Here is a 25,516-nt window from a genome sequence, read left to right on the forward strand (position 1 = left end):
AAACTGGCAAAATTGCCGACCCGTCCCTTCGCTGGCATGACCCAGATCAGGTTCAAAGGGTTCGGCTTACGCCATCTCAGCCCTCACGGGACACCCCTCGGTAGGGCCATGTTATACGGCATTCACTTTTTGATTACAATCCCGGCTTCGGGTCATTGCGCCAGGGGATTGCGCTCCGTTTAAGTGACGGTGTCACGTGGTCATTAGCTGAAAAGTGCACGACGGCCAGGGGCAGGGAAATTTTTATAGCTAATTAGTGTGATTTATCGCGCTTTTTTATCCAAAAGTAAGGCGAAAACCGGCCGCCGGCAATGGGGATCTCCGCGGCGCGTACTATATATTCTCATAGGCTGAAAGCCATTATTCTTCAGTGACCTGGGGAGTAAAAAACCATATCGCCTGGAGAGTGCATGAAGCCGCTATTCCCCCGGCAGTCGCTGGCGCCGGGCAGCCCCTTGAGCGCAGAGAAAAACAGGCGTCCGGCGAGAGAAAAAGCTCGCGGAAAGAGGTAAAGTGACCCGCAGCAGATGGACAAAAAAGATACGACTAACTCTGTTGGTTTCCTCTCTCCAATTGAAATGAATTGAATAATAGGTACCAATGCTGGTCAGGAGCGGTGCGTAACGTTTTTTGCCAGCTCAGACACCGTCTGTGATTAAAAATGGGACTATAATTGGCGCTTCTGCGTCATCCCTTTGAACTCTCTGATTAATTTGATTTTGCGCCAGCAGGCGATAAATGCTCATGTGACCGGATTACAGATAGACGATGTATAGAGGGTGGAGGGCGGCATGCTATTAAAAGAATTAATTATTTTCGACCTGTTAGCCACCCCCGTCTGGGTGGTTCATCCTTTCAAAGAGCGCATCCTCTACAGCAACCAGGCCTCCAGAACCCTCAGCGGCGATATGTCGCTGGATGAGATGCGCAAAGGGACATTCTCCACCTGCCCGGAAGTGAGCCTGCAGAATTACCTCTATTACTGCAAAAATATTGCCGAGATTTTTGAAGTCTGGACAATTAATTCCGCCGACGGCCAGACCTCGATTTACTGTAAAACCACGCTGATTAAATCAGAAGAATATGACACGCTGATTCTCTTCGAAGCGGTAAAGCTGCTGCAGCAAAATGAGTCTATCAATACCTCCTCCCGGCATTACCAGCGGCGCAGTAACGGTTTTTTCTCCCGCTTTTTTATGACCAACTCCGCGCCCATGTTATTAATCGATCCTCACCGGGACGGCAGAATTATTGATGCCAATATTGCCGCGCTGCGCTTTTATAATTACACCTCGGATGAGATGCGGGCGAAGCATACCTGGCAGATTAATACTTTGGGCCGCGATGTTCTGCCGATCATGCGCAACGTCGCAAGCCTGCCTGGAGGCCATAAGCCGCTCAATTTCACCCATATTCTCGCCGATGGCTCCATTCGCCACGTTCAAACCTACGCCGGTCCGGTGGTGCTATACAATATTCGCCTGATGCTCTGCATCGTGCATGACGTAACCGAAGAGGTGCATTTAAGGCGCGAGCTTGAGTTTTCAGCTTCGCACGATCCGCTGACCGGTCTGCTTAACCGGCGTGAGTTTTATCGCATCGTTGATTCCGCTTCGTTTACAGCTGGCGGCTTCTGCCTGCTGCTGGTTGATGTCGATAACTTTAAGGCCATTAACGATAGCTACGGCCATCAGAAAGGCGATGAGGTTTTACTGGCTATTTCCCGGATCCTTGAATCGACGGTGACGCATCAGGACAAAATATATCGCTGGGGAGGCGAGGAGTTTCTGTTATTTCTTCCCGAACGCTCCATTGCGATGGCGCTGCAAATGGCGGAAACCATTCGCCTCGCGGTTAGCGGCCATCAAATGCCGGATCATCCCAGCCCGGTTACCGTCAGCATCGGCGTCGCCGATCGTCAGGATGATGAAGAGATCGACCAGCTGTTCAATCGCGTCGATAAGGCGCTGTATGCGGCGAAGAAAGAAGGGCGAAACCAGGTGAAGCTGCACCTGGTGGAAAAATATTGAGGCGCGGCGCGATGGGCCCCGCAATAAAATATTCGCCGCATAAATATATTTAGCCGTTTTTTTTAAATTCTTAGCAATATTTCTCCGGCTCATTCGTCTACCTCATCAGCAGTCACTTTTCACGACAGTCATGAGGTAGCAAGAAGATGAGAAATTTAGATATGCATGAAAACCGCCGTCATTGCGGCTTTGGTCGCCACCGGATGGGCAAACCGCTGATCGTTGGCGTGGCGATCGTCGCGATACTCGGGCTGGTGGTGATGTCGCTGTGGAACGCGCTGCTGCCGGCCATTCTTGGGGTTAAAAGCATCGGCTTCTGGCAGGCTTTAGGTCTGCTGGCGCTGTCGCGGATCCTGTTCGGCGGCCTTGGCTTCCGCCCGGGCATGTTCGGGATGGGTCGCGAGCGTCGGCGCATGCATGAACGCTGGATGCAGATGAATCCCGAACAGCGCGAAGAGTTTATGCAGCGCTTTGGTCGCCGCGGCCATCGCGGGCATTGCGGCTGGCGCGATCGCCGTAACGACCCCGCCCAGCCGGCAGACGATGCGTCTAAAACGACGCCGACCGAGTGAGCGAAATGAAAGGCGCAACGACGGGAGAGTCACTGCTCGTTTCGGCGCTCAACGCCTGCCGCTCCCGGCTGAAGGCCTTTATCCGCGGCCGCGCCTCGGTACGCGACGAGGCTGACGATATTCTGCAGGAAGTGACCTGGCAATTAATGAAGGTCGAGCAGCCGGTGGAGAACGTCGCCGCCTGGCTGTTCCGCGCCGCGCGTAACGAAATGACCGACCGGGCGCGCAAAAAACGCGAGCTGCCGCTGGCGGACTACTTCAGCGGGGATGAGGAAGGAGAGTTCCCGGAAGATGAGCTGGCGGAGACCCTGTTCGGCGTGCCGCAAACGCCGGAGGACGAGTACCTGAAAGAGCTGCTGTGGGAGGAGCTGAACCAGGCGTTATCCGAACTGCCCGCCGCCCAGCGGGAGGTCTTTGAAAAGACCGAGCTGCTGGGCTACAGCTATAAAGAGCTGGCCGCCGAGTGCGGGGCCAGCGAGCAGGCCCTTCTTTCGCGCAAGCATAAAGCCGTGCTCTATCTGCGTACGCGCCTGCGCGCCCTCTATGATGAGCTGATAACCGACTAAGGCCTGGCCCAATCGCCGGGCACCGCGGTCAATATCCTCAGGTGAGGATATTTCATGATTTATCCCCACTAAAGGATATCGCAGTCTTTATCCTCTTGTGGGGATATTTACGGCGAGCGTTGACATTATCCTCACCAGGGTATAAACAGAGTCTTATCCCCACAAGAGGATAGATAAAGACGATGATAACGCCCCCGACGATCTACAGCCCGGCCCAGCTGGCAAACCATATCAAGCTGGTCCGGCAAAAAAACCAATGGACGCAAAGCGATCTGGCCCGCCGGATAGGCATTAAGCAGGCGACGATCTCGAACTTCGAAAACCATCCGGATAAAACCACCTTAACGACGCTGTTTAAGATTTTACAATCTCTGGAAATGACGATGACGGTGTGCGAAAAGGGCGCGGCCTTTGAGCAAAACGATAGCCAACCGGATCTGGAGTGGTAATGGCAACGCTCGTGACGTGGATGAACAATGAACGCGTCGGGGAGCTGATCAAGCTGAGCAACGGCGCGCATCAGTTCCGTTATGATCGACGCTGGATACAAAACCCGCGCGCGCGACCGCTTTCCCTGTCGCTGCCGCTGCAGTTCGGCAACATCACCTCGGATGCGGTGTTTAACTACTTCGACAACCTGCTGCCCGATAGCCCGCTGGTGCGCGATCGCATTGTCAAGCGCTACCAGGCCCGCTCGAAGCAGCCCTTCGATCTGCTGGCCGAGGTGGGGCGGGATAGCGTCGGGGCGGTCACCTTACTCCCCGTTGGCGACGCACCGGCGACCGGCGGCCTGACCTGCGAACCGCTCGACGACGTCCGGCTTGACGCGCTGCTGACGGCCTATCGCGCGGATATTCCGCTCGGCATGATTAACGGCCAGGAGGAGTTCAGAATATCGGTCGCCGGCGCTCAGGAGAAAACGGCGCTGCTGAAGATGGACGGCCGCTGGTGCATACCGACGGCGACAACGCCAACGACGCATATTATCAAGCTGCCGATCGGCGAGATAAGGCAGCCGGACGCGGTGCTGGATCTTAGCGAAAGCGTGGACAACGAATATTTATGTCTGGCCCTGGCGCGGGAGCTGGGCTTTGCCGTTCCGCAGGCTGAAATTATCACCACCCGCAGCACCCGGGCGCTGGCCGTTGAGCGCTTTGACCGCCGCTGGGCGCAGGAAAACACGCGGCTGCTGCGCCTGCCGCAGGAGGATCTGTGCCAGGCGTTCGGGATGCCTTCCTCGATGAAGTACGAGTCGGACGGCGGGCCGGGCGTGGCGCAAATTATGGCGTTTCTGCTGGGCTCCAGCGAGGCGCTGAAGGATCGCTACGATTTTATGAAGTTCATCGTTTTTCAATGGCTGATCGGCGCCACCGACGGGCATGCGAAGAATTTTTCCATTTTTCTTCAGCCCGGCGGCAGCTACCGCCTGACGCCTTTCTACGACATCATCTCGGCTTTTCCTGTGCTGGGGGGCGCGGGTTTGCATATCAGCGACCTGAAGCTGTCGATGAGCCTGAAAGCAACCAAAGGGCGGAAAACGGAGATCCAAACGATCTACCCACGTCATTTCCTCGCCACGGCGAAGGAGGTGGGATTTGCGCAGCAGCAGATGCTGGAGATCCTGCGCTATTTTGCCGATAACCTGCCGCGGGCGGTCGATGCGGTAAGGGCCTCGTTGCCGGGAGATTTTTCGCCGACGGTTTACCAGTCCATTATTTCTCACACCCTCAGGAACCATGCGCGGCTGCAAAGCGGGCTGGCGGGTTAGCGGACGCTAACCCAACGCTTGCCGACAATCACCGTCAGCGCGACGATCGTCGCGATCGCCGCCAGATGCAGCGCAAAATCCAGCAGGTGCAGATGCACCGGATGACAAAACGCCAGCAGGCTTACCGCAAGGCTGGCGACGCCGAGCCCCGCCATCGCCAGGCTGCGCGCGGGATAGAGCGCCCGCGTGCGCCGCAGGCTGGCGATCATCAGCGCCATCATCGGCGTACTGACGACCAGCAGAAAGGTGAAACAGCTGACGCTGTCGTCATCGTGCAGCGGCGGCGCGTCGCCGGGAATGCTGCTGATGCTCAGGCCGAGCCACATCAGGCCAATGGGCAAAAGGGCCTTCCAGCTGATGCTCCGGCGCCCGGCAATGCTCATGGTGAACGCGCGGCGAATGGTTAACGTCCCGAGCAAAAATGCCAGCGCCAGCTGCACCACGGCCAGGCTCGCGCCGGGCTGGGACCAGTCGGTCAGGCCGCGCCGTACGAGGAAGCTGGCGGCGTAGGCGCAAGGCAGGGCAACGGCCAGCCAGCCCGCGACGCGCCAGCCGATCGGCCACGGACGTTTTACCGGGCGCATTTCGCGGCCCAGTTTTTCAATAAGCAGATTATGATCGGTCATGATGAGCTCCAAATCGGCGCAGGTTTTTCAACGCCCGATGCAGCAGCGATTTCACCGCCGCTACGCTTAGATTGTTATGGGTGGCCGCTTCCGTCAGGCTCATTTCTCGCAGATGAACGTGCTCGACAATTTCGCGCTGGCGCAGGGGAAGCTGCTGCAGATAGCCCGCCAGCTCCTCCCGGCTGTCCTGGCGCGGCGGATCGGCAGTTGCCGCCTCGGGCAGCACCTCGTCAGAGAGTTCCCAGTGCTGATAGCGCCCGCGCCGTCGCAGCGCGTCAACGGATCGGGCCGAGATAATCGCCAGCAGCCAGGGCAGAAAGGGAAAGGCCGGATCGTAGGTGTGACGTACCCGATGTACGCTGAGCAGTACATCCTGGATAACATCTTCCACCAGCGCCTCGTCGGCGATCCGTTTCCGCACCTGCGAACGGATCACCGGCACCAGCGCTTTGAGCAGGCGGGTGTAGGCGAGCTGATCCCCCGCCTGCGCCTGCTCCATTAGCGCGGGCCAGCTGTCGCGCGCGCTATCGTTTGTTTGCATAATCCGCCTTGTTATTACGCCTTTTTGCCGGCGGCCTGGGTCAGGGCGTTGACCACAATCCCCGGCGTCAGCACCTGCGGCAGGACTTTCGGCGGCCCGCCGTCGGCCGGATAAACCACATACAGCGGCAGTCCGCCCTGGCCGAACTGGTTGAGCGCATCGTCTACGTCCGGATTAAATTTAGTCGAGTCCGCCACCATATAGACGGTATCGGTTTTTGCCAGCGCCTCTTTCACCGCCTGGGTGGAGAGCGACGTTTTCTCATTCACCTGGCAGGTAATACACCAGGAGGCGGTAAAGTTGACGAAGATAGCCTTACCGTGACCGCGCTGCGCGGCGACGGTTTGCGGCGTCCAGCGCTGGGACGACACCTCCGCCGTTTGCCCGACATCCGGCGAGGAGGCGGCGGGTTTAACCAGCCCCGGCAGCGGCGCAATGACCGCCACAATCAGCGCGGCGGTAACCGCAAACAGGGCCTTGTGTCCCTTGCCCTGGAAGGCGCGACGTTGCGCAATGCCGTACAGCCAGGCGGCGAAGCTGAGCACCACCGAGGCGGCAAGCAGGGCGGCTAACGCCGCGCTCCCGGCCTGCTGGGCCAGGACCCACACCAGCCATGCCCAGGCGCCAAACATCGGAAAGGCGAGCGCGCGTTTAAGGATATCCATCCACGGACCGGGGCGCGGCAATATTCTGGCGAGCGCCGGAAAGAGCGACACCAGGGTAAAGGGCGCGGCGAAGCCGAATGCCAGCGCGAGGAAGATGGTTAACGACACCGCCGGCGGCTGGACCAACGCGTAGCCAATCGCACTGGCCATAAAGGGCGCGGCGCAGGGCGTGGCGACCACGATCGCCAGCGCGCCGGTTAGCGCCGAGCGGATAAAAGCGCCGCGGCCGATATCCAGCCCGCCGACGCGCTGCGCCGTCAGCCCGACTTCAAAGACGCCAAGCAGGTTAAGCGCCGCGCCGAGGATCGTCAGGGAGAGCAGCGCGATCACCAGCGGCGACTGCAGCTGGAAGCCCCAGCCGACGGCGGTGCCGCCGGCGCGAATCGCCAGCAGAATGCCCGCCAGCGCCATCATGGTGATAACGACGCCGAGCAAAAACGCCAGGCCTTCACGGCGGGCGCTGGCGGCGTTATCAGAGTGACGCAGCAGCCCCAGCGCCTTCAGGGAGATCACCGGAAAAACGCAGGGCATAAAGTTGAGAATGATGCCGCCAATAAAGGCGGCCAGCATCGCGGTTAACATCGCTGGCCTCTTTACTTAATGGGTTTGCGGGTGAGAAGCGTCGTACTGCTTCACGGCAGCGAGCGTTTTCTCAATATGTGCATCCGGGTTTCTATCAGTGTAACTCAGCAGGATGTTGCCATCCGGCGCAATCACGTACGAAGTGCGATCGGAGAGCGTTTTACCTTTCATCTCCATCAGCGTCTGATACTGCGCGGCGACTTTAGCTCCCGGGTCCGCCGCGACGGCGAACTTATCGCGACACTCCAGTTTGGAGAAGTCGCTGACCTGGTCGGTATTACCCGCGGTTACGCCAACGACGGTGGCCCCCATTTTAGTGAAGCTGTCGGTAGCTTCCGCGAAGTCATGAGCTTCAATGGTACAGCCGGCGCTAAAGGCCGCCGGGAAGAAATAGAGCACCACCGGCCCCTTTTGCAGCGCCTGCTGCAGGGAGAAAGTCAGCGGTTTACCGGCGAGGGCGCCCTGCAGCTTAAAGTCCGGCGCTTTAGCGCCCACGGGCAGCGCCGCGCCGGCGTTGAACGCGGTGGCGGACAGACCCAGCGCGGCGGTCATAGTCAGGGTACGGATGAGGTTTTTAATGCGTGTCATTATCTGCTCCTGCGATTTTGGGGAGTGCCGGTTTGGCCAAACTCGTTCATCTCAGCTATTCAATTCGCCGCAGCGGAGGGAAAAGTTGCGCGCAGGTGAAAAAAAAGTGCGCCCGGCCGATGACGCGATGAGTCGGGCGCAGAACGGAGGGAGAGAACGCCGGCTAAAGGGGTTCAGCCGGCGGGATGGGCTAACTTCCCCAGCGGTTCTGCAGATAGTTGACGGCCTGCCGGGTCTGCGGCTGGTTCAGGTTGTTCTCGCGGAACAGAATGGTGCCCTGGATTTCGGGAATCGACTCGTTGAGGTCCAGCTGCTTTTTCAGCTCCGGCACGCCGCCGTTAACCATCCAGTCGGGTTCATTTTTTGACGGTTCGCCGACTTTGTAGAGCGCCACGCCGATATAGAGCCGCGTACGGGTAGGCTTGACGACCTCCGCCCACCATTTCGCCAGCACGTCGTAGCGGGCGGCGTCGCGCGCAAAGGGCCAGTACAGCTGAGGCGCGATGTAGTCGAGCAGCCCCTGCTGTACCCAGCTGCGGGTATCGGCGTAGGACTCATCATAGGCCGCCGCGCCGCGGGTGTCTGAGCCGGCGGGATCGTGGGAGCGGTTGCGCCACACGCCGGCCGGGCTGACGCCAAACTCAACGTTGGGGTTAATCTGCTTAATCGTGCGCGACACCTGCGCAATCAGCTGCTGCGTATTGTGCCGGCGCCAGTCCGCTTTGCTGGCGAACCCCTGGCCATACTGTTGGAAGGTTTGATTGTCGTTAAGGGCTGAGCCCGCCGTCTCGGTGTAGAAATAGTCGTCAAACTGCACGCCGTCGACCGGGTAGCGCTGCACGACTTCGGCGACGATGCCGGTTATCCAGTCGCGAGCCTGCGGAATGCCCGGGTCGAGGACAAAGCGGTCGCTTGCGGTGCGGATCCAGTCGCGATGCAGCACAAATACGCTGGCCGGACTTTGCGACTGCGTGCGGTTCAGCTCGGCGACGGTTTTCGGGCGGGTGTTCACCGAGACGCGGTAGGGGTTAAACCAGGCGTGAACCCGCATCCCGCGCTTATGCGCTTCATCCAGCATAAACTGCAGCGGATCGTAGCCCGGGTCCTCGCCGATGGCGCCGGTCAGCATATCGGACCACGGTAAAATCTTTGAGGGCCACAGCGCGGTGCCGTCGGGTTTGACCTGGAAGAACACGGTGTTAATCCCGAGGCGCTGCAGATTATCGAGCTTGGCGATCAGCGCCACCTTTTGCTGGCTAATCCGGCTTTCCGGGCTGCTGGCAATGATCGAGCCCACCGGCGGCCAGTCGAGGCGTGAGACCGTCGTCAGCCAGACCCCGCGTACCGGCCCATGCGTTTTGGGCAGCGCCGGCTGTTTAACCGCTGGCGGCAGCGGCGTAACCAGCGAGCGAGGCGGCTGGCTGCTGCAGCTGGCGAGGATAAAGGCGGTCGCCACCAACGCGGCCGATGCGGCCACGGTAGCCATAAAAAAGCGACGAGAGCGGATAGTCATAGACGTGGGCTTATTCTGTGAGTCGCGTAAAAGAAGCATTTTCGTATTATGCGCATTTAAGTCAATCCTTAGTATGGGGAATTATCTGGGCCTGGGGTCGGCGCTTTTTACGATTGCCGCAGGCGTAATCTATTTTTTTAACTGCGTATTAAAACAACGCGACGAAACAATCGCTCTTGCTATCTCGTTCACAATATTGCAACAGAATTTTTCACGCTCATGATCATTTTCGCACTTTTGCACCAGGCCAGTGCGCAACGTCAGCAAAGAACAACTATGTTTAGCTCGCGGGTCGGAACGGATGCCGCAGTCCTCAATTCGCCACGTGATGGCAACATATCTCCTGACCTGTCCTGAAATGCACGTTGGTCGGTGGCGGTAACCGCGGCTGTTACGCGTTGCTCTCATCTATTAGTAAGCGATCTGTCATGTCATTTCTTCCTGGCGGGATTTTTGCTTCTTCCACCTTTAGCCGCTGCGGCTGGATAACGGCCTTCGGCAAACAAAACGGTAAGTGATATTTTCCGCGCCATTTAATGGCGCCAGGTTATAAATCGCTGAGGAATATCTGAATGTCTCTGAAACTGAAAAAGTTGACTCTTCATTTTGCGATTGCAGGTTGTATGAGTGTGGCATTTTGCGCACAGGCGGATGTGAAGATTGGCGTTGCCGGGCCGTTCACCGGACCTAATGCCTCCTATGGCGCTCAGTACTGGAAAGGGGCATCGCAGGCGGTAGCAGACATTAACGCGGCGGGAGGAATTAAGGGCGAAAAAATTGTGCTGGTGCAGGGGGATGACGCCTGCGAACCGAAGCAGGCCGTCGCGGTAGCCAACCGCCTGGTTGATGAGTCGGGGGTTTCCGCGGTTGTCGGACACTTCTGTTCGTCATCGACGATGCCGGCATCCGAAGTGTACGACGAGGCGGGGATCCTGACGATTACGCCGGGGTCGACTAACCCGCTGATCACCGAGCGCGGGATGAAGGATATGTTCCGTATGTGCGGCCGCGACGATCAGCAGGGGGCGATCGCGGCAGACTATATGCTTGATGTGCTGAAGGCGAAGAAAATAGCCGTCATTCATGACAAGGACACCTACGGTCAGGGGCTCGCCGACGCCACCCGCGCGGCGCTGGCAAAACGCGGTACCAAAGAGGTGCTGTACGAAGGGCTATCGCGGGGTGAGAAAGACTTCAACGCCCTGGTCACCAAAATTGGCGCGCTGAAGCCTGACGTGGTCTATTTCGGCGGCTGCCATCCGGAAGCCGGCCCGCTGGTGCGTCAGATGAGGGAGCAGGGGCTGCAGGCGAAATTCTTCTCCGGCGACTGTGTCGTTACCGAGGAGCTGGTGACTACTGCCGGCGGCCCGCAGTTTACCAACGGCGTACTGATGACGTTTGGTAAAGATCCGCGAACCATTGCTGAGGGCAAAACGGTTATTGAGAAATTCCGCGCCAGCGGCTTCGAGCCGGAAGGCTATACCCTGTACGCCTACGCGTCTATCCAGGCTATCGCCGCGGCCTATAACGCGGTGGGCGCCGACAACACCAAGGCCAGCGAGTGGCTGAAAAATCACAGCGTTGATACGGTTATGGGCAAAAAGGCCTGGGACGGTAAAGGCGATCTGAAGGTGTCGGATTATGTGGTCTACGCATGGGATGACAAGGGCAAGTATCACCAGCTTTAACCGTTTGCTGAACTCTTTGTCCCTATAAAAAAGGGCGTCGTACTACTGAAGGCAGCGCGCGGCGGGAGCTTTGCCGGTCGCTGCCTGCTTACTGGCAGGATGGTTTCTATGGAAGCGTTTTTTCTGCAACAACTGATTAATGGGCTGACGCTGGGAGCCGTTTACGGATTAATTGCCATCGGCTACACCATGGTTTACGGCATTATCGGGATGATTAACTTCGCGCATGGCGAAGTGTATATGGTTTCCGCCTACCTTTGCGCCATCGGCCTGGCGCTACTCTCCTGGTTTGGCATTCACTCCTTTCCGGTTTTGATCTTCGGCACGCTGGTGTTCACCATTGTGGTGACCGGCGTTTACGGCTGGACTATTGAGCGTATCGCCTATCGGCCGCTGCGCAATTCAACCCGCCTGGCGCCGTTAATCTCGGCTATCGGCATGTCGCTTATCCTGCAGAACTATGTGCAAATCAGCCAGGGACCGAACCAGCAGGGCATCCCGACCCTGCTGACGGGGGTGCTGCGCTTCGAGGTTGGCGACGGCGTGGTGCAAATTACGTGGACCAAAATATTTATTCTCGTCGCCGCGCTGGTGGGGATGATGATCCTCTCGTGGGTCATTAATCATACCCGGCTGGGGCGGGTATGCCGGGCGACGCAGCAGGATCGGCGCATGGCTGCAATCCTCGGCATTAATACCGACCGGGTTATCTCGCTGGTCTTTATGATCGGCGCCGCGATGGCCGGGCTGGCCGGGGTGCTGGTGACGATGAATTACGGCACCTTCGATTTTTATATCGGCTTCATTATTGGCATTAAGGCCTTTACCGCAGCGGTGCTGGGAGGGATTGGATCCCTGCCGGGAGCGATGCTGGGCGGTCTGCTGCTGGGCGTGGCTGAAGCCCAGTTTGCCGGGATGGTGAACTCTGATTACAAAGACGTGTTTTCCTTCGCTCTGCTGGTGGCAATTTTGATATTTCGCCCTCAGGGGCTGCTGGGTCGTCCGATGGTCGCAAAGGTTTAAGGGGTAAAGCATGGGTGAAGCATCGCGCAAGCAAGGGCTGGATATTAAAAAAAGCCTGATTGATAGCGTTCTGGCGGGGCTATGTGCGCTGATAGTGTTTGGACCGATCGTCGGCATTGTGCTGAAAGGCTACAGTTTTGAACTCTCCACCCAGCGGGTGGTGGTCATCGTCGCGGTGGTGATGGCCGGCAGGCTGCTGCTGAGCCTGCTGCTGCAAAGCCGCGGCGGACGCAAATTTATCGCCCGTTTTGAAGGGGCCGATGACGGGGTCTACGTCCGTCCGGTCGGCTACCGCTCGCGGCTGCGCTGGATCGTGCCGCTGCTGCTGGTGGCGGCGGCGATCTTTCCGGCTATCGCCACCAAGTATCTGCTGACGGTGGCCATTCTTGGGCTGATTTACGTGCTGCTCGGGCTCGGGCTGAATATCGTGGTGGGGCTCGCCGGCCTGCTTGATTTGGGCTACGTGGCGTTCTATGCGATTGGCGCCTATGGCCTGGCGCTGGGCTACCAGTATCTGGGGCTCGGATTTTGGGCGATGCTGCCGCTGGGGGCCATCATGGCGGCGCTGGCGGGGGCGCTGCTCGGCTTTCCGGTGCTGCGAATGCACGGGGACTATCTGGCGATCGTCACCCTGGGGTTTGGCGAAATTATTCGTCTGGTGCTGAATAACTGGGTCAGCTTTACCGGCGGGCCGAACGGCGTTTCCGTGCCGGCGCCCACGTTGTTCGGGCTGGAGTTCGGGCGCAGGGCGAAAGACGGCGGGGTGCCGATCCATGAGTTTCTGCACGTTAGCTACAACCCCAACCTGAAGTTTATCTTTATCTATGGCGTGCTGTGCCTGGTGGTGGTGCTGGTGCTGTTTATCAAACACCGCTTAACGCGAATGCCTATCGGCCGAGCGTGGGAAGCGCTGCGCGAGGACGAAATTGCCTGCCGCGCGATGGGGCTCAACCACGTGCTGGTTAAGCTTTCGGCCTTTATGCTCGGCGCGTCTACCGCCGGTATTGCCGGGGTCTTTTTCGCTACCTACCAGGGGTTTGTTAACCCGACGTCATTCACCTTTTTTGAGTCCGCGCTCATTCTGGCCATTGTGGTGCTGGGCGGCATGGGTTCAACGCTGGGGGTGGTGCTGGCGGCCTTTGTGCTGACCGTCGCGCCCGAGCTGCTGCGCGGTTTCGATGAGTATCGCGTCCTGCTGTTTGGCGTGCTGATGGTACTGATGATGATCTGGCGGCCGCGCGGGCTGGTGCGAACCAGCCGCATGGGGGTTACCGTGCGCAAGGGAGTGGCACCATGAGCGACAGCATTCTGCGGGTAGAGCATCTGATGATGCATTTTGGCGGTATCAAAGCGCTTAACGACGTTAACCTCGATGTGGAAAGGGGATCGATTACCGCGCTGATCGGTCCGAACGGCGCGGGGAAAACCACGGTTTTCAACTGCCTGACCGGGTTTTATCGCGCCACGGGCGGGGCGATTGTGCTCAACGCCCGCGCCGCGATGACCGACGTTATTCAGGTCCTCGGGCAAAAAATACGTCCCGATGATTTGCTCCACCCGGCGCGTCTGGGGTCGCGGATCTACTACAAAATGTTCGGCGGGACGCATCTGGTGAACCGGGCCGGGCTGGCGCGGACCTTCCAGAATATCCGCCTGTTTCGCGAGATGTCGGTGATCGAAAACCTGCTGGTGGCCCAGCATATGCAGGTAAACCGTAATCTGGTGGCCGGCATCCTGAACACCCGCGGCTATCGTAAGGCCGAAAACCAGGCCCTCGACCGCGCCTTCTACTGGCTGGAGGTGGTGGATCTGGTGGATTGCGCCAACCGGCTGGCCGGCACGCTCTCCTACGGTCAGCAGCGGCGGCTGGAGATTGCCCGCGCCATGTGCACCGGCCCGGAGATGATCTGCTTAGATGAGCCCGCCGCGGGGCTGAACCCTGCGGAGACGCACGCCCTGAGCCGAATTATCCGCTTTCTGCGCCAGCATCACGGCATCACCGTTTTGCTGATTGAGCATGATATGGGGATGGTGATGGAGATCTCCGATCATATTATCGTCCTCGACCGCGGGGACGTGATCGCCCGCGGCGCTCCGCAGGAGATCCAGTCGAATATCAGCGTTATCGCCGCTTATCTGGGCGCGGATGAAGAGGAGATTGCGGTATGAGTCAGCCGTTGCTTGAGTTTCGCCAGGTGGACGTCTTTTACGGTCAGATTCAGGCGCTGAACCAGGTCTCGCTGACGGTCAATGAAGGAGAGACGGTGGCGCTGATCGGCGCCAACGGCGCCGGTAAATCCACGCTGCTGATGTCCATCTTTGGTCAGCCGCGCATCGCGGAGGGGCAGATCCTCTATCGTGGGGAGGATATCAGCCGAAAATCCACCCATTTTATCGCCGGAAACGGCATCGCTCAGGCGCCGGAAGGGCGGCGTATTTTTGCGGATATGACGGTAGAAGAGAACCTGCTGATGGGGACCATCCCGATTGGCAGCCGCTATCAGGAAGAGGATAAGCGACGCATGTATCAGCTTTTTCCCCGGCTTGAAGAGCGGCGGACGCAGCGGGCGATGACGCTTTCCGGCGGCGAGCAGCAGATGCTGGCGATTGCCCGCGCGCTGATGAGCAGGCCGAAGCTGCTGCTGCTCGACGAGCCGAGCCTCGGGCTGGCGCCGCTGGTGGTTAAGCAAATCTTTCAAATACTGCGCGAACTGACGGCGCAGGGAATGACGCTATTTCTGGTGGAACAAAACGCCCACCACGCGCTTAAGCTTTCCGATCGGGCGTACGTGATGGTTAACGGCCAGATCCGGCTTAGCGGAACCGGGAGCGAGCTGCTCGACAATCCGGAGGTCCGGAACGCCTATCTGGGGATGGTGTGACAGGTGACGCTGTCACGAATCATGGGGCGTTATTGATTCGTGGCGGCAATAATTACCCCTTTTAGCTATTCATATCAAAGAATAGCGAATCCACTGCGGCTATGTTCAAGGTTGCGCCTGAAAAATTGATTCAGGTTTATGACACGCTTGTTGTACAGGGGGAACTTTACAGGATGGCCACTAAACCGCTAACGCTTACTTTCGATGGGCAACAGCCTATTCCCCTGGAGACGGTTTCCGGGACTTTGGGCCGCGTGGGCATTGATATCCGCGCGCTAAATCAGTCAGATCTATGCAGCTTCGACCCTGGTTTTACCAATACCGCCGGCTGCCGGTCGGCCATCTCCTATATTGATACCGAAAACAGCACGCTGCTACACCGTGGCTACCCGGTAGACCAGCTGGCGCGGCAGTGCGAGTTCCTTGAGGTGGCGTATATTATGCTGCGGGGCGAGGCGCCGGATGAATCCAGCTATCAGGTTTTCCGCAATACGATCACCCGCCACACGCTGGTGCATGAACAGATGTCGCGGATGTGCAGCGGCTTTCGCCGCGACTCCCATCCGATGGCCCTGATGTGCGCGATGGTTGGGGCGCTGGCGGCGTTTTACCATGATGTGCTGGATGTAGAAAACCCTGAACACCGCGCCCTTGCGGCCACGCGTCTGCTGTCAAAAATGCCGACGCTGGCGGCGATGAGCTATAAATACGCCATCGAACAACCCGCGCCCTATCCGCGCAACGATCTCTCCTATGCGGGGAACTTCCTGCATATGCTGTTTGCGGTTCCGGCGGAGAAATATGTGGTGAATCCGGTTATTGAGGAGGCGATGAACCAGATTCTGGTGCTGCACGCCGACCACGGCCAGTGCGCTTCCACCACCACGGTGCGGGCCGCCGGCTCCTCGGGGGCAAACCTGTTTGCCTGCGTTGCGGCGGGCCTCGCTTCCCTGTGGGGGCCGATGCACGGCGGAGCCAACGAAGCCAGCATGCGGATGCTGGAAGAGATTGAAACCGTGGATCAGGTGCCCGTTTTTCTGAGTAAGGCGAAGCGCGATCCGCAGGCGTTCCGCCGCCTGGGCTTTGGTAACTCGCGTTACCGCCACCTGGACCCGCGCGCCGCTATTCTCCGCGAAACCTGTCACCGGGTGCTTGCGGAGCTGGGAATGTCAGACCAGCTGCTGCAGGTGGCGATGGCCCTTGAAGAGGTGGCGCTGACCGATCCCTACTTTATTGAAAACGGCCTGTCGCCCAGCGTCGATTTTTATACGGCAGCGATCCTCAAGGCGATGAAGCTGCCTTCGTCAATGTTTGTGGTGGTAACCGCCGTCGGCCGCACGCTGGGCTGGGTGGCCCACTGGAATGAGATGCATGAAGAGCCGCTGAGTATTTACCGCCCGCGGCAGATCTACACCGGCGAAGCCCCGCGAGATTACGTCTCCCGCCGCGAGGTGTAATCCCACGCCGTCCCGTGAGCGGGGCGGCGTCCGTTAAATATCACGATCGCTCATCCGCTGCGGCCAGGCGCTCGGTCAGCCAAGGCAGAATTTCCTTTTTTCTGCTGGTCATGCCCGGGAGGGAAACCTGATGGCTGCGGATAAGGTCGTTGGGCGAAAAATAGAGGATGGAATGGCGATGGGTAATGTCGGTTAGCATCAGAACAACCATCTCCAGCCCCATTTCGCGCCTGGCTCGCTCCATCTCCTGTTTCAGTCCGGGCAAATGCGGGTTGATATCCGACATATCGCGAACCTCAATTTGCGCTAACAGGAGAGAGACGCCGTGGATCTGGTAATTTTTTGCATCGCGATGCAGCAGCTGCGCGGCGGACTGGCCCTCCAGGGAGGTTTTCGCCGCCAGCAGCCCGGCGACGAAGGCGTCGTAATCAACGCCGGCAATATCGCGCAAAATCGCCACCGACTCGCGGTCCCGCGGCGTAGTGGTGGGGCCGCTGAGGGCGACCGTATCGCTGAGTATGGCTCCCAGCAGCAGGATCGCCTGGGCCGCGCTGAGCGGCATCGGGCTCTCCGTCGTCAGGATGGTGAGAATAACCGTCGCGCAGCATCCTACCGCGCGGATCCAAACGTCCGGCGGATTTTTGGTCACAATGGTGCCTACGCGATGGTGGTCAATAATGCCGATCACATCGCTGTCGGGGAGCGTTAGCGGGCCTTGTTCAACGTCGGTGAAATCAACCAGCCAGACCTTTTTATTCGTCAGTTCGTCGGCGAGTAAATCCGGCTGTGCGACCCCCGCAACCTGCAGAATATACCGCGTTTCCGGGGTTAACTCCCCCAGACGGAAAGGGCGCGCCGGCCTGGCGGTATAGTTGAGCCAGTCGGCCACAACCAGCGCGCTGCAGATCGTGTCGCTGTCAGGGTTCCGATGGCCAAAGACGTGGATAATGGACTCTTGCGCTGAGGTAAGAGGCAGAGATAAAGCGCGTTGATTGTGCATAGCAACTCCTGACATACATGCCCGTAGGGGAACAGCAATAATTGTACATCAGGCGTCATCATCCGGTTCGACAGAGCCGGCGGTTGGGAAAGGTGGAACACCATCACCTTGTCGCCAAACCTTATCCAAGGCGCAAAGAGAAATCAATAACCAGTGGTGATGAATCAGAATCGATCCAGCACACCGATCCGCGATTTCTCAGCGAAATAGCGCGGCGGCGGCTCTGCCCGACGCGCTTAAATGAGGCTATATTTTGGGGACGCTAACCGCATTTAGCCTGATTCAGGCGCTTAATACCCGGTAGCCGGCAGGTCGGTGAAATTCAGCACCTCAATATTATCGCTTCAGGGAGACACCGCATGAGCGCCGCTAAACCAATACGTTTTGCGATTAACCTCGGCAACGCTGTTCTGGCAAAGACGCTGGCGGACGGGCAGCCGGGCGGGATTACGCCGGAGATTGCCGGGCGTATTGCGGCAGAGCTGGGGGCTACGCCGCAGTTTGTTACCTATCCGGCGGCGGCTAAGGTGGTGGACGATGCGCAAAATGACGTCTGGGATATTGCCTTTCTGGCGATAGATCCTCAGCGCGAGGAAACCCTGCGCTTCACCCAGCCCTACATCACCATTCAGGGTACCGTGCTGGTCAAGGCGCGGAGCCGCTGGCAGAGCGTCGCGGAGATGGATAAAGAGGGAGTGGTGATTAACGTCGGCAAGGGCGCGGCGTACGACCTGCACCTGACGCGTCAGCTCCGCTTTGCCACGCTCAACCGTCTGAGCTCATCGCAGGCGGCCATCGATGCGTTTATCAACGGCGAGGGGGATATGGCCGCGGGCATCCGCCAGCCTCTCGAACGTGCCGCCGCCGGGCACGCCGGCTTGCGCGTACTGGCCGATAATTTCGGTCAGATAAATCAGGCGATTTGCGTTCCTCGGCGCAGTGACGCGGCGTATGAAAGGCTGGTTGCTCTGCTGACGCAATGGCAGCAGGACGGCTCGGTCCAGCAAATTATTGACCGCCACCTGGCCGAGCAGTAAGCCCGCCTGACGCAGCGGCGTAGAGAATGCAGCGCAAAGCGGCCGCCTGAAGTGTATTATGCTCGCAACCACATGAGTATAAAGAGGTTCAGGTAATGACCACCCCCGTATTGCGCCAGGCTACGCTCGCCGATGCCAATCGCTGCTACGCGATTGAAATCACCTCTTATGAAGGCGATGAAGCCGCGACGTTAGAAAAAATCACGACCCGTATCGCCAGATATCCGCAAGGCTTCCTGTGTATGGAAATCGCGGGTGAAATCGTCGGTTTCATCAACGCAGGCTGCGCCTGGGAGGTGGTGATGTCAGATGAAGAGTTTAAGGAGCTGGTCGGGCACGATGCCGCCGCGCCCAACGTGGTGATTATGTCGGTGGTGGTGCACCCCGATTTCCAGGGTAAGGGCTATTCATCTCTGCTGATGCGCGAATTTTTATCGCAGATGAGGTCGATGAATAAGAAGACCGTTCATCTGATGTGCAAGGATCGCCACGTCGATCTCTACGCGCACTTTGGTTTTCAATATATCAAGCCGTCGGCATCCGATCATGGCGGCATGGCGTGGCATGAAATGATGCTGGCGCTGTAATATTGCTTGTCGGGAAAACCGCCCCCGAGCGGTTAATATTGTGGGCCGTGCGCCCGTGAATTATAGGGTAGAATCGTCTGACGGGCCGTAAACCTGCGCCGAATAAGAGCGGCAGGTTTGCGCGTCGGGAGTTCAGTCAATCAATATCAAGCCATGAGGAAAGACGTAATGACCAATGAAATACCGCTGAAATTTTATGACATCGTGGATGAGTATGCGACTGAATCAGCCAAACCGGTCAATGAATCAGAACGTCAGCCGCTGGCCGCCTATTTCCAGGCGCTGATTACCCGCTTAATGGCAAACGAAGAGATCAGCGAAAACACGCAGAAAGAGCTGGCCGCTGAGGCCGGGATCGCAGCGTCGCGGATCGATGATATTGCGGAGTTTCTGAATCAGTGGGGCAACGAGTAAACGCGGTCTGAGAGGGCGAGCGCGGGGCGGACTACGGGACGCGTATATTTACGACTTAAGGCGAGTAACACAGCGGAAGGGGATCTTTTTTTACGCTTGCCGCCCGGTCATCGCCTGGCAGAGCTGGCGTATCCTCGCGGGCCTGGTCGTCAGCACCGGCTCGTCCGGTACATCAATGCTCAGCAGCGTGAAATCTGCGGAGCATTGAGTAGCAGGCCACGACGCGGTGGCCTTTATAACGATTATGCGCCAAACGCGCCGTCGATTGTGTGCATGGCCCCCGTGACGAAGGAAGCCTCCGGGCCTGCCAGCCAGGCGACCATTCCCGCCACTTCTTCAGGACGCCCGTGCCGTTTAATGGCCATAAAGCTGTGCATCAGCTCCTTCATCGGGCCGTTCTCCGGGTTAGCATCGGTGTCGATAGGGCCGGGCTGAACGACGTTGACCGTGATCCCGCGCGGGCCAAAATCACGCGCTAATCCGCGCGCCAGCCCCTGCAGAGCTGATTTGCTGACGGCGTAAGAGGCCATTCCCGCGATGGGCATGCGATCGCCATTCACCGAGCCGATAATAATAATGCGTCCGCCATCCGGCATTTTACGGGCAGCCTCGACCGCAGCATGGTAGGGCGTATGAATGTTGATCCGAAACAGACGGTCGACGGCATCACTGTCCTGTTCCAGCGCATCGCCGAAGAGGACGATACCCGCGTTGACCACCAGCAGATCCAGCGGCCCGCTATCACGCACCAGCTTGATCACCGCCTCGCGATCGGCGCTGTCCGCCCGTACCGCTACGCTGCCGGTTTCTGCCGCCAGTTCCGCCGCCGCGTCCGGCGATCCGGCGTAGCTGAAGACAACCGACGCGCCATCCGCAGCAAAGCGGCGCACGATAGCCGCGCCGATACCGCGACTTCCGCCCAAAACCAGTACCGATTTGTTCTCAAATGCAGCCATTGCCTGTTCCTCATGATATTGTAGTGAGGATTACAATATGCTTCGGCAAATCACGCTGTCAAGGAGTAATGTAGTGAGTACTACAAAACAGGTTCGCACCCCGGGGCGTCCCCGCCAGTTTGATCCGGTGCAGGCCGTTGAAATTGCGCAACATCTTTTTCATTCCCGGGGTTATGACTCGGTCAGCATTGCCGACCTGACAAAGGCATTCGGCATCAATCCGCCCAGCTTCTATGCCGCGTTTGGCAGTAAGCTCGGCCTGTACACCCGCGTGTTAGATCGCTACAGCCACACCGGAGCGATTCCTTTTGCGGAACTTCTGCGCGCTGACCGTTCGGTGGCTCAATGTCTGATCGATGTGTTGAACGAGGCGGCCAGGCGCTACGTTGCCGACCCGACGGCAGCGGGGTGCCTGGTTCTGGAAGGTATCCATTGCAACGATCGCCCTGCGCGCGAGGCCGCGAGCGAATTGCATACTGCCGCGGAAGATAACATCCGGGCATATATAGCCCAGCGATATCCGCAGGATGCGGTGAGACTGGCAGACTTTATCAGCACCCTGATGGCCGGCCTTTCCGCGAAAGCGCGGGCGGGGGATAGCCTGGAGCGTCTTCAGGAAACCGTACGCCTGGCGGGTCTGGCGCTGGAGCAGCTGCTGCCTCGCTGAGGCCAGACCCTGTTGGCAGGAGTTCGGGGCTAGATGGTCTGCCCGCCCGACACCTCGATACGCTGTGCGGTCACCCACCGGTTATCGTCCCGCAGCAAGCTGGCGATCATCGGCCCGATATCGTCGGGAACGCCAACGCGGCCGAGCGCGGTCATGGCGGCAAACCGGGCGTTGACCTCGGCGTTGTCGCGCACCAGTCCGCCGCCGAAATCGGTTTCAATTGCGCCAGGCGCGATGGTATTGACGGTAATGCCGCGCCAGCCCAGCTCGCGCGCCATGTAAACGCTCAGCATTTCCACCGCCGCTTTTGCCGCCGCGTAGGCGGAAAATCCTGGATATGAGACCCTGGTCAGCCCGGATGAAAAATTAACGATCCGTCCGCCGTCGGCCAGCAGCGGCAAAAGCGCCTGAACCAGGAAAAACACTCCTTTGACGTGCACGCTGAACAGCCCGTCGAACTGCGCTTCGGTAGTATCGGCAACGGCGGCAAACTCGCCGTGACCGGCGTTGTTAATCAGACGATCGAAGGTGTCGCGCCTCCAGACCTCGGCAAGCTGTATGCGCAGCGTTTCGGCGAAGGTCGGGAAGTTTGCCGTCTGCGCCACGTCAAGCTGGAGAGCGACCGCCTTGCGGCCAAGGGCGCGGATCTCTGCCACAACCGCGTTAGCCTGGTCCTCGTTTCCTCTGTAGGCGACGATAACATCGCCTCCCTGTTGCGCAATTGCGATCGCGACGTTGCGGCCAAGGCCGCGGTTAGCGCCAGTGATGAGTGCGATTTTGCTCATGATATGTCCTTTCTGTTTGGTGGTGTCCCTACAATAGAACCTGGCCGCCCGTCCAAATTGCCCGATCCTTGTTATTATTTGCTCATTTCTCTTTTAGCCGTTCGTTCTGCCGCGAATTACCGCATACTATCGCTTAAAAACTTGCCTGAAAGGATGTTATGCGTACTGCTCTGTTCGATCTCTGTCGCCGTTATGCCGATGCTCATGCCGACCGTAACGGGCTTGTCGTTACGCCAGTTTCGGGGCTGACGATTATCCGGGCTTTACACCCCGCCGAATTACAGGCGGCCATTAACAAACCTCTGATTGCGATGCTGTTGCAGGGGCGTAAACGCGTCACCACCGGCAGCAGGAGTTTTGAATATGGTCCGGGCGAGGCTATGGTCATTGCCGCCGATGTTCCGACCAGCAGCCAGATTATCGAGGCCAGCCTGCGCCATCCTTACTATTCCCTGGTGCTGGAACTGGATACCGCGATCCTGCGTGAGCTTCAGGATGCTGCGCCAGCAGAGCAGGGGGATACGCCCTGCGTCGGGATTGAACCGATCAATGCCGAGGTTACGGACGCGGCTTATCGGCTGGCCAGGCTGTTTGAACAGCGGGAGGCGATGGCCATTCTGGGAGACGGATTACGACGTGAACTGCATTACTGGCTGCTCCGCAGCGTACACGGCCCCGCGATTCGCGCCCTCGGCGCGGTGGATAGCCATTCAGGGCGAATTAGTCGTGCGGTCGCTATTCTGCGTAAAGATTTTACGCGCACGATAAGCGTTGAAGAACTTGCCAGCGCGGCGGGCATGAGCGTTTCCGTGTTCCATCAGCATTTTCGGGCTATGACCACGACCTCGCCTCTCCAGTTCCAGAAACAGCTGCGCCTGATTCACGCCCGCCATCTGATGCTGACCGACGGCACGGGCATCGCACAGGCGGCGTATGCGGTTGGTTACGCCAGCATTCCGCAGTTCACTCGTGAATATGCCCGTATGTTTGGCGCGCCGCCGGGACGTGATATGCGAGTTGCGAAAGCCAGCATTTGATTCGAAGCGGGTTAAACGCTCAACGCGCTCGGGAGGCGGGGCAGCCGTAGGCCGGTGATGCCTTTGGCTTTCGGCTGAAAAGTACGATTTATCAGCGGTTGTGGCTCCGTTTGCCCGCGGGGGCGGACATTTTTCATGCGTTGAATTATCATTACCACAAGCGTACCGGTGTTAAAAAATAACTTCCCGCTCAGACCGTTTACTGGAACCTCTCAATGAAAAGACCTCCGGCATACCATAGCCCTCTGCTTCTGGTGTTTTTCCTGCTGGTTATGAGTCTGGGTATCGCGCTGTGCTATCTGCAGATGCAGTACTCTCTGGATAAAGATATTCATTCCCGCCTGAAACAGGCTATCACCAGCCTCGACGTCACGCTCGGCCACGCCGAGCTGGCGGCCGAGCGCGCCAGAGGATATCTGGGCGAAAGCTGCGGTGAGGAAGTATTGACGGGCCTGCGCACTATTGTTGCCACCATTCCGGACGTCAGGACGGTGAGCATGGCAAAGCGTGATGAAATATACTGTACCTCCGTTTTTGGCGGTAAGACATTTAGCCTCAATCAGGCCGCCTATCCGGACGGCTCGCTGATCCTGATGGGCGGCAATCAGATCACGCCTTCCAAATCGCTGGTTGTCTACACTCTGCAGGACCGAAGCGGCAACAGCGTGCTGATCGGTATTGACGGCTACTACCTGTATAACGTCCTGCGGGTGCTGGACGGCGACTCGCACCTGTATTTGAAGATGGGAGACCGCTACCTGGACCGTAATGGTCAGGTCAGCACGGCTGCGCGTATCGCCATCCCGGTGCCGCTCGAATCCGGGGAGTTCCGATATAGCGTCATTGCCGACCGCAGCGGCCTGGCTGGCCTCTCCGCGTTTATCCATTATGAGCAGAACCTGTTTATTGCCATTCTTGTGGTGTCGGCGCTGCTGACCTGGTTATTCAGAAGCTATCTGGGCTACCGCGGCACGTTAGAGTTTATGCTCCGCAAAGCGATACAGCATAAACAGCTGAAGCCTTACATCCAGCCGATTGTGGAAGGTGAGCAGGGGCGGATTGTCGGCGGAGAGGTGCTTGTGCGCTGGGAACATCCGAAGCTCGGCTTTATTCCCCCGGACAAATTCATCTCGGTGGCCGAGCAAACCGGTCTGATTAAAGGCGTGACGGCCATCTGCTTCAACGAGGCGATCCGCCAGCTGCGTGAACATGAGTCGCTGCTGCCGGAAGGGCTTTATATCTGCTTTAACGCCTGCGCCGTTAACTTCCAGGACGATGACATCGTGGCGCTGTGCACACGATTTCAGTCGCAGCTAAAGGGCGCGGACGTTCGGGTAGTCCTCGAAATTACAGAACGTGAATCGATCGAAAACACGCTGCAAACTGACGCGGTGACCGGGAAGCTCCGCCAGCTCGGGGTGCAGTTTTCCCTCGATGATTTTGGTACCGGCTACGCGAACTACAGCTACCTGCAGCAGTTTCAGCCGGAGTTCATTAAGGTGGACAAGGTCTTCACGTCCAACGTCGGGACGAACGAGGCCTCGGCGCTGGTCGTTAAAAATATGGTGAACCTGGCGCAGAAGTTTAATTGCCACATCATTGCGGAAGGGGTCGAGGATAATAATCAGCTGCAGGTTCTGCGGGCCCTGGGGATAGAGATATTTCAGGGGTACTATTTTTCCCGACCCGTGCCGGTAAGCGACTATATCCGCGCATTAGGCGCAGCACCGAAAACCAGGGCTTAAGGGAAGTTCTTTGGCTCTCATGATTCTTCACCTGCGGCGATGAACATGGGCCCAGAACTAACATGAGATTCACGCCGCCCACGATCTCAATGATTATTTTTGCCCGAAATTTAAATGCATGAGAAAGGTCTGATACCCGCCGGGACTGACTGACCCCACAACCATAGACTTCTCTTGTCCTCGCGACCATGCCTGTTCTTCGGTAAATCGTGCCGCTTCATCATGGCGAAATTTACTTTCTGAGTGGGCACAGGATGCCAACACGAAAAGTTAGTGTGACGAGCGTAATAATATCATTGCTTGCTTTTCCGTTAATTTAGAAATGCGTGTTTACTCACAGAAAGAAAATCAGGAGTAATTATTCTGAAGGTAGATAATACAAAATACGTACGGCACATTTAATTCACTTTTCAGGAGGTTAATCACTCTATATTGGTGGACGACCGACATGTCTTAAGGCTCTGGAATAACGGGTTGATATTTCGATGCGTAGCATCGCTGCGGGATATTACCGGATCAATAAAGCAGGAAGAGACGTTTTAATTCTTTCCGCAGGATGATAGTAGGGTGACTGACATGTCTGATTATAATGATAAAAGTGTGATTTCAGCACTTCTTGCAGGCCGTTGTTCCGATCCATTCTCCGTGCTTGGCATGCACGCCACCGATGCCGGGCTGGAAGTACGCGCATTATTACCCGATGCCACCGACGTGTGGGTGATTGAACCGAAAACCGGACGCAAAGTCGGCAAGCTTGAGTGCCTCGACTCGCGCGGTTTCTTTAGCG

General features: G+C 58.0%; 26 protein-coding genes and 2 riboswitches. Of the genes, 18 read left to right on the plus strand and 8 right to left on the minus strand.

Features of this window, described 5'->3' with window-relative positions:
- Positions 1–6 precede the first annotated feature (6 nt).
- Positions 7–108: riboswitch (TPP riboswitch) on the minus strand.
- Between the two features lie 683 nt (positions 109–791).
- From GO007_RS07950 to GO007_RS07970, 5 genes are all read left to right on the plus strand, one after another.
- The gene (locus GO007_RS07950) at positions 792–2,030 is read left to right on the plus strand and encodes a GGDEF domain-containing protein (protein WP_095097824.1); all 1,239 of its coding nucleotides are present in this window, start codon (positions 792–794) and stop codon (positions 2,028–2,030) included.
- A gap of 146 nt (positions 2,031–2,176) precedes the next feature.
- The gene (locus tag GO007_RS07955; RefSeq protein ID WP_095097827.1) at positions 2,177–2,602 is read left to right on the plus strand and encodes a hypothetical protein; all 426 of its coding nucleotides are present in this window, start codon (positions 2,177–2,179) and stop codon (positions 2,600–2,602) included.
- A gap of 5 nt (positions 2,603–2,607) precedes the next feature.
- Positions 2,608–3,168: an RNA polymerase sigma factor gene (locus GO007_RS07960; RefSeq protein WP_095098149.1), complete on the plus strand. Its 561-nt coding sequence runs from the start codon at positions 2,608–2,610 to the stop codon at positions 3,166–3,168.
- Positions 3,169–3,350: 182 nt separating this feature from the next.
- Positions 3,351–3,617 (plus strand): type II toxin-antitoxin system antitoxin HipB, encoded by a 267-nt coding sequence (gene hipB / locus GO007_RS07965; protein ID WP_095097830.1) that lies wholly within the window; start codon positions 3,351–3,353, stop codon positions 3,615–3,617.
- Positions 3,617–4,936, plus strand: coding sequence for a type II toxin-antitoxin system HipA family toxin (locus GO007_RS07970; RefSeq protein WP_095097833.1), 1,320 nt, complete (start codon positions 3,617–3,619; stop codon positions 4,934–4,936). The genes hipB and GO007_RS07970 overlap by 1 nt, the downstream gene beginning before the upstream one ends.
- Here GO007_RS07970 and GO007_RS07975 read toward each other — a convergent pair.
- The 5 genes from GO007_RS07975 to GO007_RS07995 all read right to left on the minus strand — a co-directional run bounded on the left by GO007_RS07975 (position 4,933) and on the right by GO007_RS07995 (position 9,424).
- Entirely contained in the window at positions 4,933–5,562 is a 630-nt protein-coding gene (locus GO007_RS07975; RefSeq protein WP_095097836.1) for an NrsF family protein, read from the minus strand. The genes GO007_RS07970 and GO007_RS07975 overlap by 4 nt on opposite strands.
- On the minus strand, positions 5,549–6,103 hold the full coding sequence (locus GO007_RS07980; RefSeq protein ID WP_095097839.1) for a sigma-70 family RNA polymerase sigma factor: 555 nt from the start codon (positions 6,101–6,103) through the stop codon (positions 5,549–5,551). The genes GO007_RS07975 and GO007_RS07980 overlap by 14 nt, the downstream gene beginning before the upstream one ends.
- Before the next feature lie 14 nt (positions 6,104–6,117).
- On the minus strand, positions 6,118–7,350 hold the full coding sequence (locus GO007_RS07985) for a protein-disulfide reductase DsbD family protein (protein WP_095097842.1): 1,233 nt from the start codon (positions 7,348–7,350) through the stop codon (positions 6,118–6,120).
- 15 nt (positions 7,351–7,365) lie between these two features.
- Positions 7,366–7,938 carry a peroxiredoxin gene (locus GO007_RS07990; RefSeq protein WP_095097845.1) on the minus strand — a complete coding sequence of 191 codons (573 nt, stop codon included), beginning with the start codon at positions 7,936–7,938 and terminating at the stop codon, positions 7,366–7,368.
- Positions 7,939–8,128: 190 nt separating this feature from the next.
- Entirely contained in the window at positions 8,129–9,424 is a 1,296-nt protein-coding gene (locus GO007_RS07995; RefSeq protein WP_189339844.1) for a glycoside hydrolase family 10-like protein, read from the minus strand.
- Positions 9,425–10,080: 656 nt separating this feature from the next.
- Here GO007_RS07995 and GO007_RS08000 point away from each other — a divergent pair.
- The 6 genes from GO007_RS08000 (at position 10,081) to GO007_RS08025 (ending at position 16,501) form a co-directional block, all read left to right on the plus strand.
- Complete coding sequence (locus tag GO007_RS08000; protein WP_189339845.1) at positions 10,081–11,139, plus strand: branched-chain amino acid ABC transporter substrate-binding protein; 1,059 nt, start codon at positions 10,081–10,083, stop codon at positions 11,137–11,139.
- 108 nt (positions 11,140–11,247) lie between these two features.
- A complete protein-coding gene (locus GO007_RS08005) occupies positions 11,248–12,162 on the plus strand; it encodes an ABC transporter permease subunit (protein WP_095097854.1) in 915 nt (304 codons plus the stop codon).
- Between the two features lie 10 nt (positions 12,163–12,172).
- Positions 12,173–13,459, plus strand: coding sequence for a high-affinity branched-chain amino acid ABC transporter permease LivM (gene livM / locus GO007_RS08010; protein WP_095097857.1), 1,287 nt, complete (start codon positions 12,173–12,175; stop codon positions 13,457–13,459).
- Positions 13,456–14,331: an ABC transporter ATP-binding protein gene (locus tag GO007_RS08015; RefSeq protein WP_095097860.1), complete on the plus strand. Its 876-nt coding sequence runs from the start codon at positions 13,456–13,458 to the stop codon at positions 14,329–14,331. The genes livM and GO007_RS08015 overlap by 4 nt, the downstream gene beginning before the upstream one ends.
- Complete coding sequence (locus GO007_RS08020; protein WP_095097863.1) at positions 14,328–15,044, plus strand: ABC transporter ATP-binding protein; 717 nt, start codon at positions 14,328–14,330, stop codon at positions 15,042–15,044. The genes GO007_RS08015 and GO007_RS08020 overlap by 4 nt, the downstream gene beginning before the upstream one ends.
- 173 nt (positions 15,045–15,217) lie before the next feature.
- Positions 15,218–16,501 (plus strand): citrate synthase, encoded by a 1,284-nt coding sequence (locus tag GO007_RS08025; RefSeq protein ID WP_095097866.1) that lies wholly within the window; start codon positions 15,218–15,220, stop codon positions 16,499–16,501.
- A gap of 40 nt (positions 16,502–16,541) precedes the next feature.
- Here the strand turns inward: GO007_RS08025 and GO007_RS08030 are convergent, their stop codons facing one another.
- The gene (locus tag GO007_RS08030; protein WP_095097869.1) at positions 16,542–17,501 is read right to left on the minus strand and encodes a DHHA2 domain-containing protein; all 960 of its coding nucleotides are present in this window, start codon (positions 17,499–17,501) and stop codon (positions 16,542–16,544) included.
- Positions 17,502–17,543: 42 nt separating this feature from the next.
- Positions 17,544–17,618: riboswitch (Fluoride riboswitch) on the minus strand.
- A 242-nt stretch (positions 17,619–17,860) separates the two neighbouring features.
- On the opposite strand from GO007_RS08030, the gene GO007_RS08035 reads away from it, so the two are divergent.
- From GO007_RS08035 to GO007_RS08045, 3 genes are all read left to right on the plus strand, one after another.
- Positions 17,861–18,538, plus strand: coding sequence for a transporter substrate-binding domain-containing protein (locus tag GO007_RS08035; protein WP_095097872.1), 678 nt, complete (start codon positions 17,861–17,863; stop codon positions 18,536–18,538).
- 95 nt (positions 18,539–18,633) lie between these two features.
- Positions 18,634–19,125: a GNAT family N-acetyltransferase gene (locus GO007_RS08040; protein WP_095097875.1), complete on the plus strand. Its 492-nt coding sequence runs from the start codon at positions 18,634–18,636 to the stop codon at positions 19,123–19,125.
- Positions 19,126–19,293: 168 nt separating this feature from the next.
- Positions 19,294–19,539, plus strand: coding sequence for a DUF2543 family protein (locus GO007_RS08045; RefSeq protein WP_095097878.1), 246 nt, complete (start codon positions 19,294–19,296; stop codon positions 19,537–19,539).
- Positions 19,540–19,781: 242 nt separating this feature from the next.
- Here GO007_RS08045 and bdcA read toward each other — a convergent pair whose 3' ends face one another.
- Complete coding sequence (bdcA, locus tag GO007_RS08050) at positions 19,782–20,495, minus strand: SDR family oxidoreductase (protein ID WP_095097881.1); 714 nt, start codon at positions 20,493–20,495, stop codon at positions 19,782–19,784.
- Positions 20,496–20,532: 37 nt separating this feature from the next.
- Between bdcA and GO007_RS08055 the strand changes: the two genes are divergently transcribed.
- Positions 20,533–21,162, plus strand: a complete 630-nt coding sequence (locus GO007_RS08055; RefSeq protein WP_095097884.1) for a TetR/AcrR family transcriptional regulator — start codon at positions 20,533–20,535, stop codon at positions 21,160–21,162.
- Between the two features lie 29 nt (positions 21,163–21,191).
- Here the strand turns inward: GO007_RS08055 and GO007_RS08060 are convergent, their stop codons facing one another.
- Positions 21,192–21,947, minus strand: coding sequence for an SDR family NAD(P)-dependent oxidoreductase (locus GO007_RS08060; RefSeq protein WP_095097887.1), 756 nt, complete (start codon positions 21,945–21,947; stop codon positions 21,192–21,194).
- 158 nt (positions 21,948–22,105) lie between these two features.
- Here GO007_RS08060 and GO007_RS08065 point away from each other — a divergent pair, with 158 nt between their 5' ends.
- The 3 genes from GO007_RS08065 to GO007_RS08075 all read left to right on the plus strand — a co-directional run.
- Positions 22,106–22,984: an AraC family transcriptional regulator gene (locus tag GO007_RS08065; protein ID WP_095097890.1), complete on the plus strand. Its 879-nt coding sequence runs from the start codon at positions 22,106–22,108 to the stop codon at positions 22,982–22,984.
- A 215-nt stretch (positions 22,985–23,199) separates the two neighbouring features.
- Entirely contained in the window at positions 23,200–24,729 is a 1,530-nt protein-coding gene (locus GO007_RS08070; RefSeq protein WP_095097893.1) for an EAL domain-containing protein, read from the plus strand.
- 576 nt (positions 24,730–25,305) lie between these two features.
- The coding region (locus GO007_RS08075; protein WP_143350147.1) for a GlgB N-terminal domain-containing protein at positions 25,306–25,516 on the plus strand (211 nt) is incomplete at its 3' end.

This window comes from Klebsiella sp. 10-1 (assembly GCF_009758445.1).
GTDB classification, from domain to species: domain Bacteria; phylum Pseudomonadota; class Gammaproteobacteria; order Enterobacterales; family Enterobacteriaceae; genus Klebsiella; species Klebsiella scottii.

What these genes read in the sequence shown, in the direction of transcription:
- GO007_RS08025 (WP_095097866.1), top strand. Translation starts at nt 15,218, where the DNA reads ATGGCCACTAAACCGCTAACGCTTACTTTCGATGGGCAACAGCCTATT.
- GO007_RS07990 (WP_095097845.1), bottom strand. Translation starts at nt 7,938, where the DNA reads ATGACACGCATTAAAAACCTCATCCGTACCCTGACTATGACCGCCGCG.
- GO007_RS07980 (WP_095097839.1), bottom strand. Translation starts at nt 6,103, where the DNA reads ATGCAAACAAACGATAGCGCGCGCGACAGCTGGCCCGCGCTAATGGAG.
- GO007_RS08065 (WP_095097890.1), top strand. Translation starts at nt 22,106, where the DNA reads ATGCGTACTGCTCTGTTCGATCTCTGTCGCCGTTATGCCGATGCTCAT.
- GO007_RS07960 (WP_095098149.1), top strand. Translation starts at nt 2,608, where the DNA reads ATGAAAGGCGCAACGACGGGAGAGTCACTGCTCGTTTCGGCGCTCAAC.
- GO007_RS08020 (WP_095097863.1), top strand. Translation starts at nt 14,328, where the DNA reads ATGAGTCAGCCGTTGCTTGAGTTTCGCCAGGTGGACGTCTTTTACGGT.
- GO007_RS08060 (WP_095097887.1), bottom strand. Translation starts at nt 21,947, where the DNA reads ATGAGCAAAATCGCACTCATCACTGGCGCTAACCGCGGCCTTGGCCGC.
- GO007_RS08035 (WP_095097872.1), top strand. Translation starts at nt 17,861, where the DNA reads ATGAGCGCCGCTAAACCAATACGTTTTGCGATTAACCTCGGCAACGCT.
- GO007_RS08040 (WP_095097875.1), top strand. Translation starts at nt 18,634, where the DNA reads ATGACCACCCCCGTATTGCGCCAGGCTACGCTCGCCGATGCCAATCGC.
- GO007_RS07950 (WP_095097824.1), top strand. Translation starts at nt 792, where the DNA reads ATGCTATTAAAAGAATTAATTATTTTCGACCTGTTAGCCACCCCCGTC.
- GO007_RS08030 (WP_095097869.1), bottom strand. Translation starts at nt 17,501, where the DNA reads ATGCACAATCAACGCGCTTTATCTCTGCCTCTTACCTCAGCGCAAGAG.
- GO007_RS07970 (WP_095097833.1), top strand. Translation starts at nt 3,617, where the DNA reads ATGGCAACGCTCGTGACGTGGATGAACAATGAACGCGTCGGGGAGCTG.
- GO007_RS08070 (WP_095097893.1), top strand. Translation starts at nt 23,200, where the DNA reads ATGAAAAGACCTCCGGCATACCATAGCCCTCTGCTTCTGGTGTTTTTC.
- GO007_RS07955 (WP_095097827.1), top strand. Translation starts at nt 2,177, where the DNA reads ATGAGAAATTTAGATATGCATGAAAACCGCCGTCATTGCGGCTTTGGT.
- hipB (WP_095097830.1), top strand. Translation starts at nt 3,351, where the DNA reads ATGATAACGCCCCCGACGATCTACAGCCCGGCCCAGCTGGCAAACCAT.
- bdcA (WP_095097881.1), bottom strand. Translation starts at nt 20,495, where the DNA reads ATGGCTGCATTTGAGAACAAATCGGTACTGGTTTTGGGCGGAAGTCGC.
- GO007_RS08055 (WP_095097884.1), top strand. Translation starts at nt 20,533, where the DNA reads ATGCTTCGGCAAATCACGCTGTCAAGGAGTAATGTAGTGAGTACTACA.
- GO007_RS07985 (WP_095097842.1), bottom strand. Translation starts at nt 7,350, where the DNA reads ATGTTAACCGCGATGCTGGCCGCCTTTATTGGCGGCATCATTCTCAAC.
- livM (WP_095097857.1), top strand. Translation starts at nt 12,173, where the DNA reads ATGGGTGAAGCATCGCGCAAGCAAGGGCTGGATATTAAAAAAAGCCTG.
- GO007_RS08005 (WP_095097854.1), top strand. Translation starts at nt 11,248, where the DNA reads ATGGAAGCGTTTTTTCTGCAACAACTGATTAATGGGCTGACGCTGGGA.
- GO007_RS07975 (WP_095097836.1), bottom strand. Translation starts at nt 5,562, where the DNA reads ATGACCGATCATAATCTGCTTATTGAAAAACTGGGCCGCGAAATGCGC.
- GO007_RS08015 (WP_095097860.1), top strand. Translation starts at nt 13,456, where the DNA reads ATGAGCGACAGCATTCTGCGGGTAGAGCATCTGATGATGCATTTTGGC.
- GO007_RS07995 (WP_189339844.1), bottom strand. Translation starts at nt 9,424, where the DNA reads ATGGCTACCGTGGCCGCATCGGCCGCGTTGGTGGCGACCGCCTTTATC.
- GO007_RS08045 (WP_095097878.1), top strand. Translation starts at nt 19,294, where the DNA reads ATGACCAATGAAATACCGCTGAAATTTTATGACATCGTGGATGAGTAT.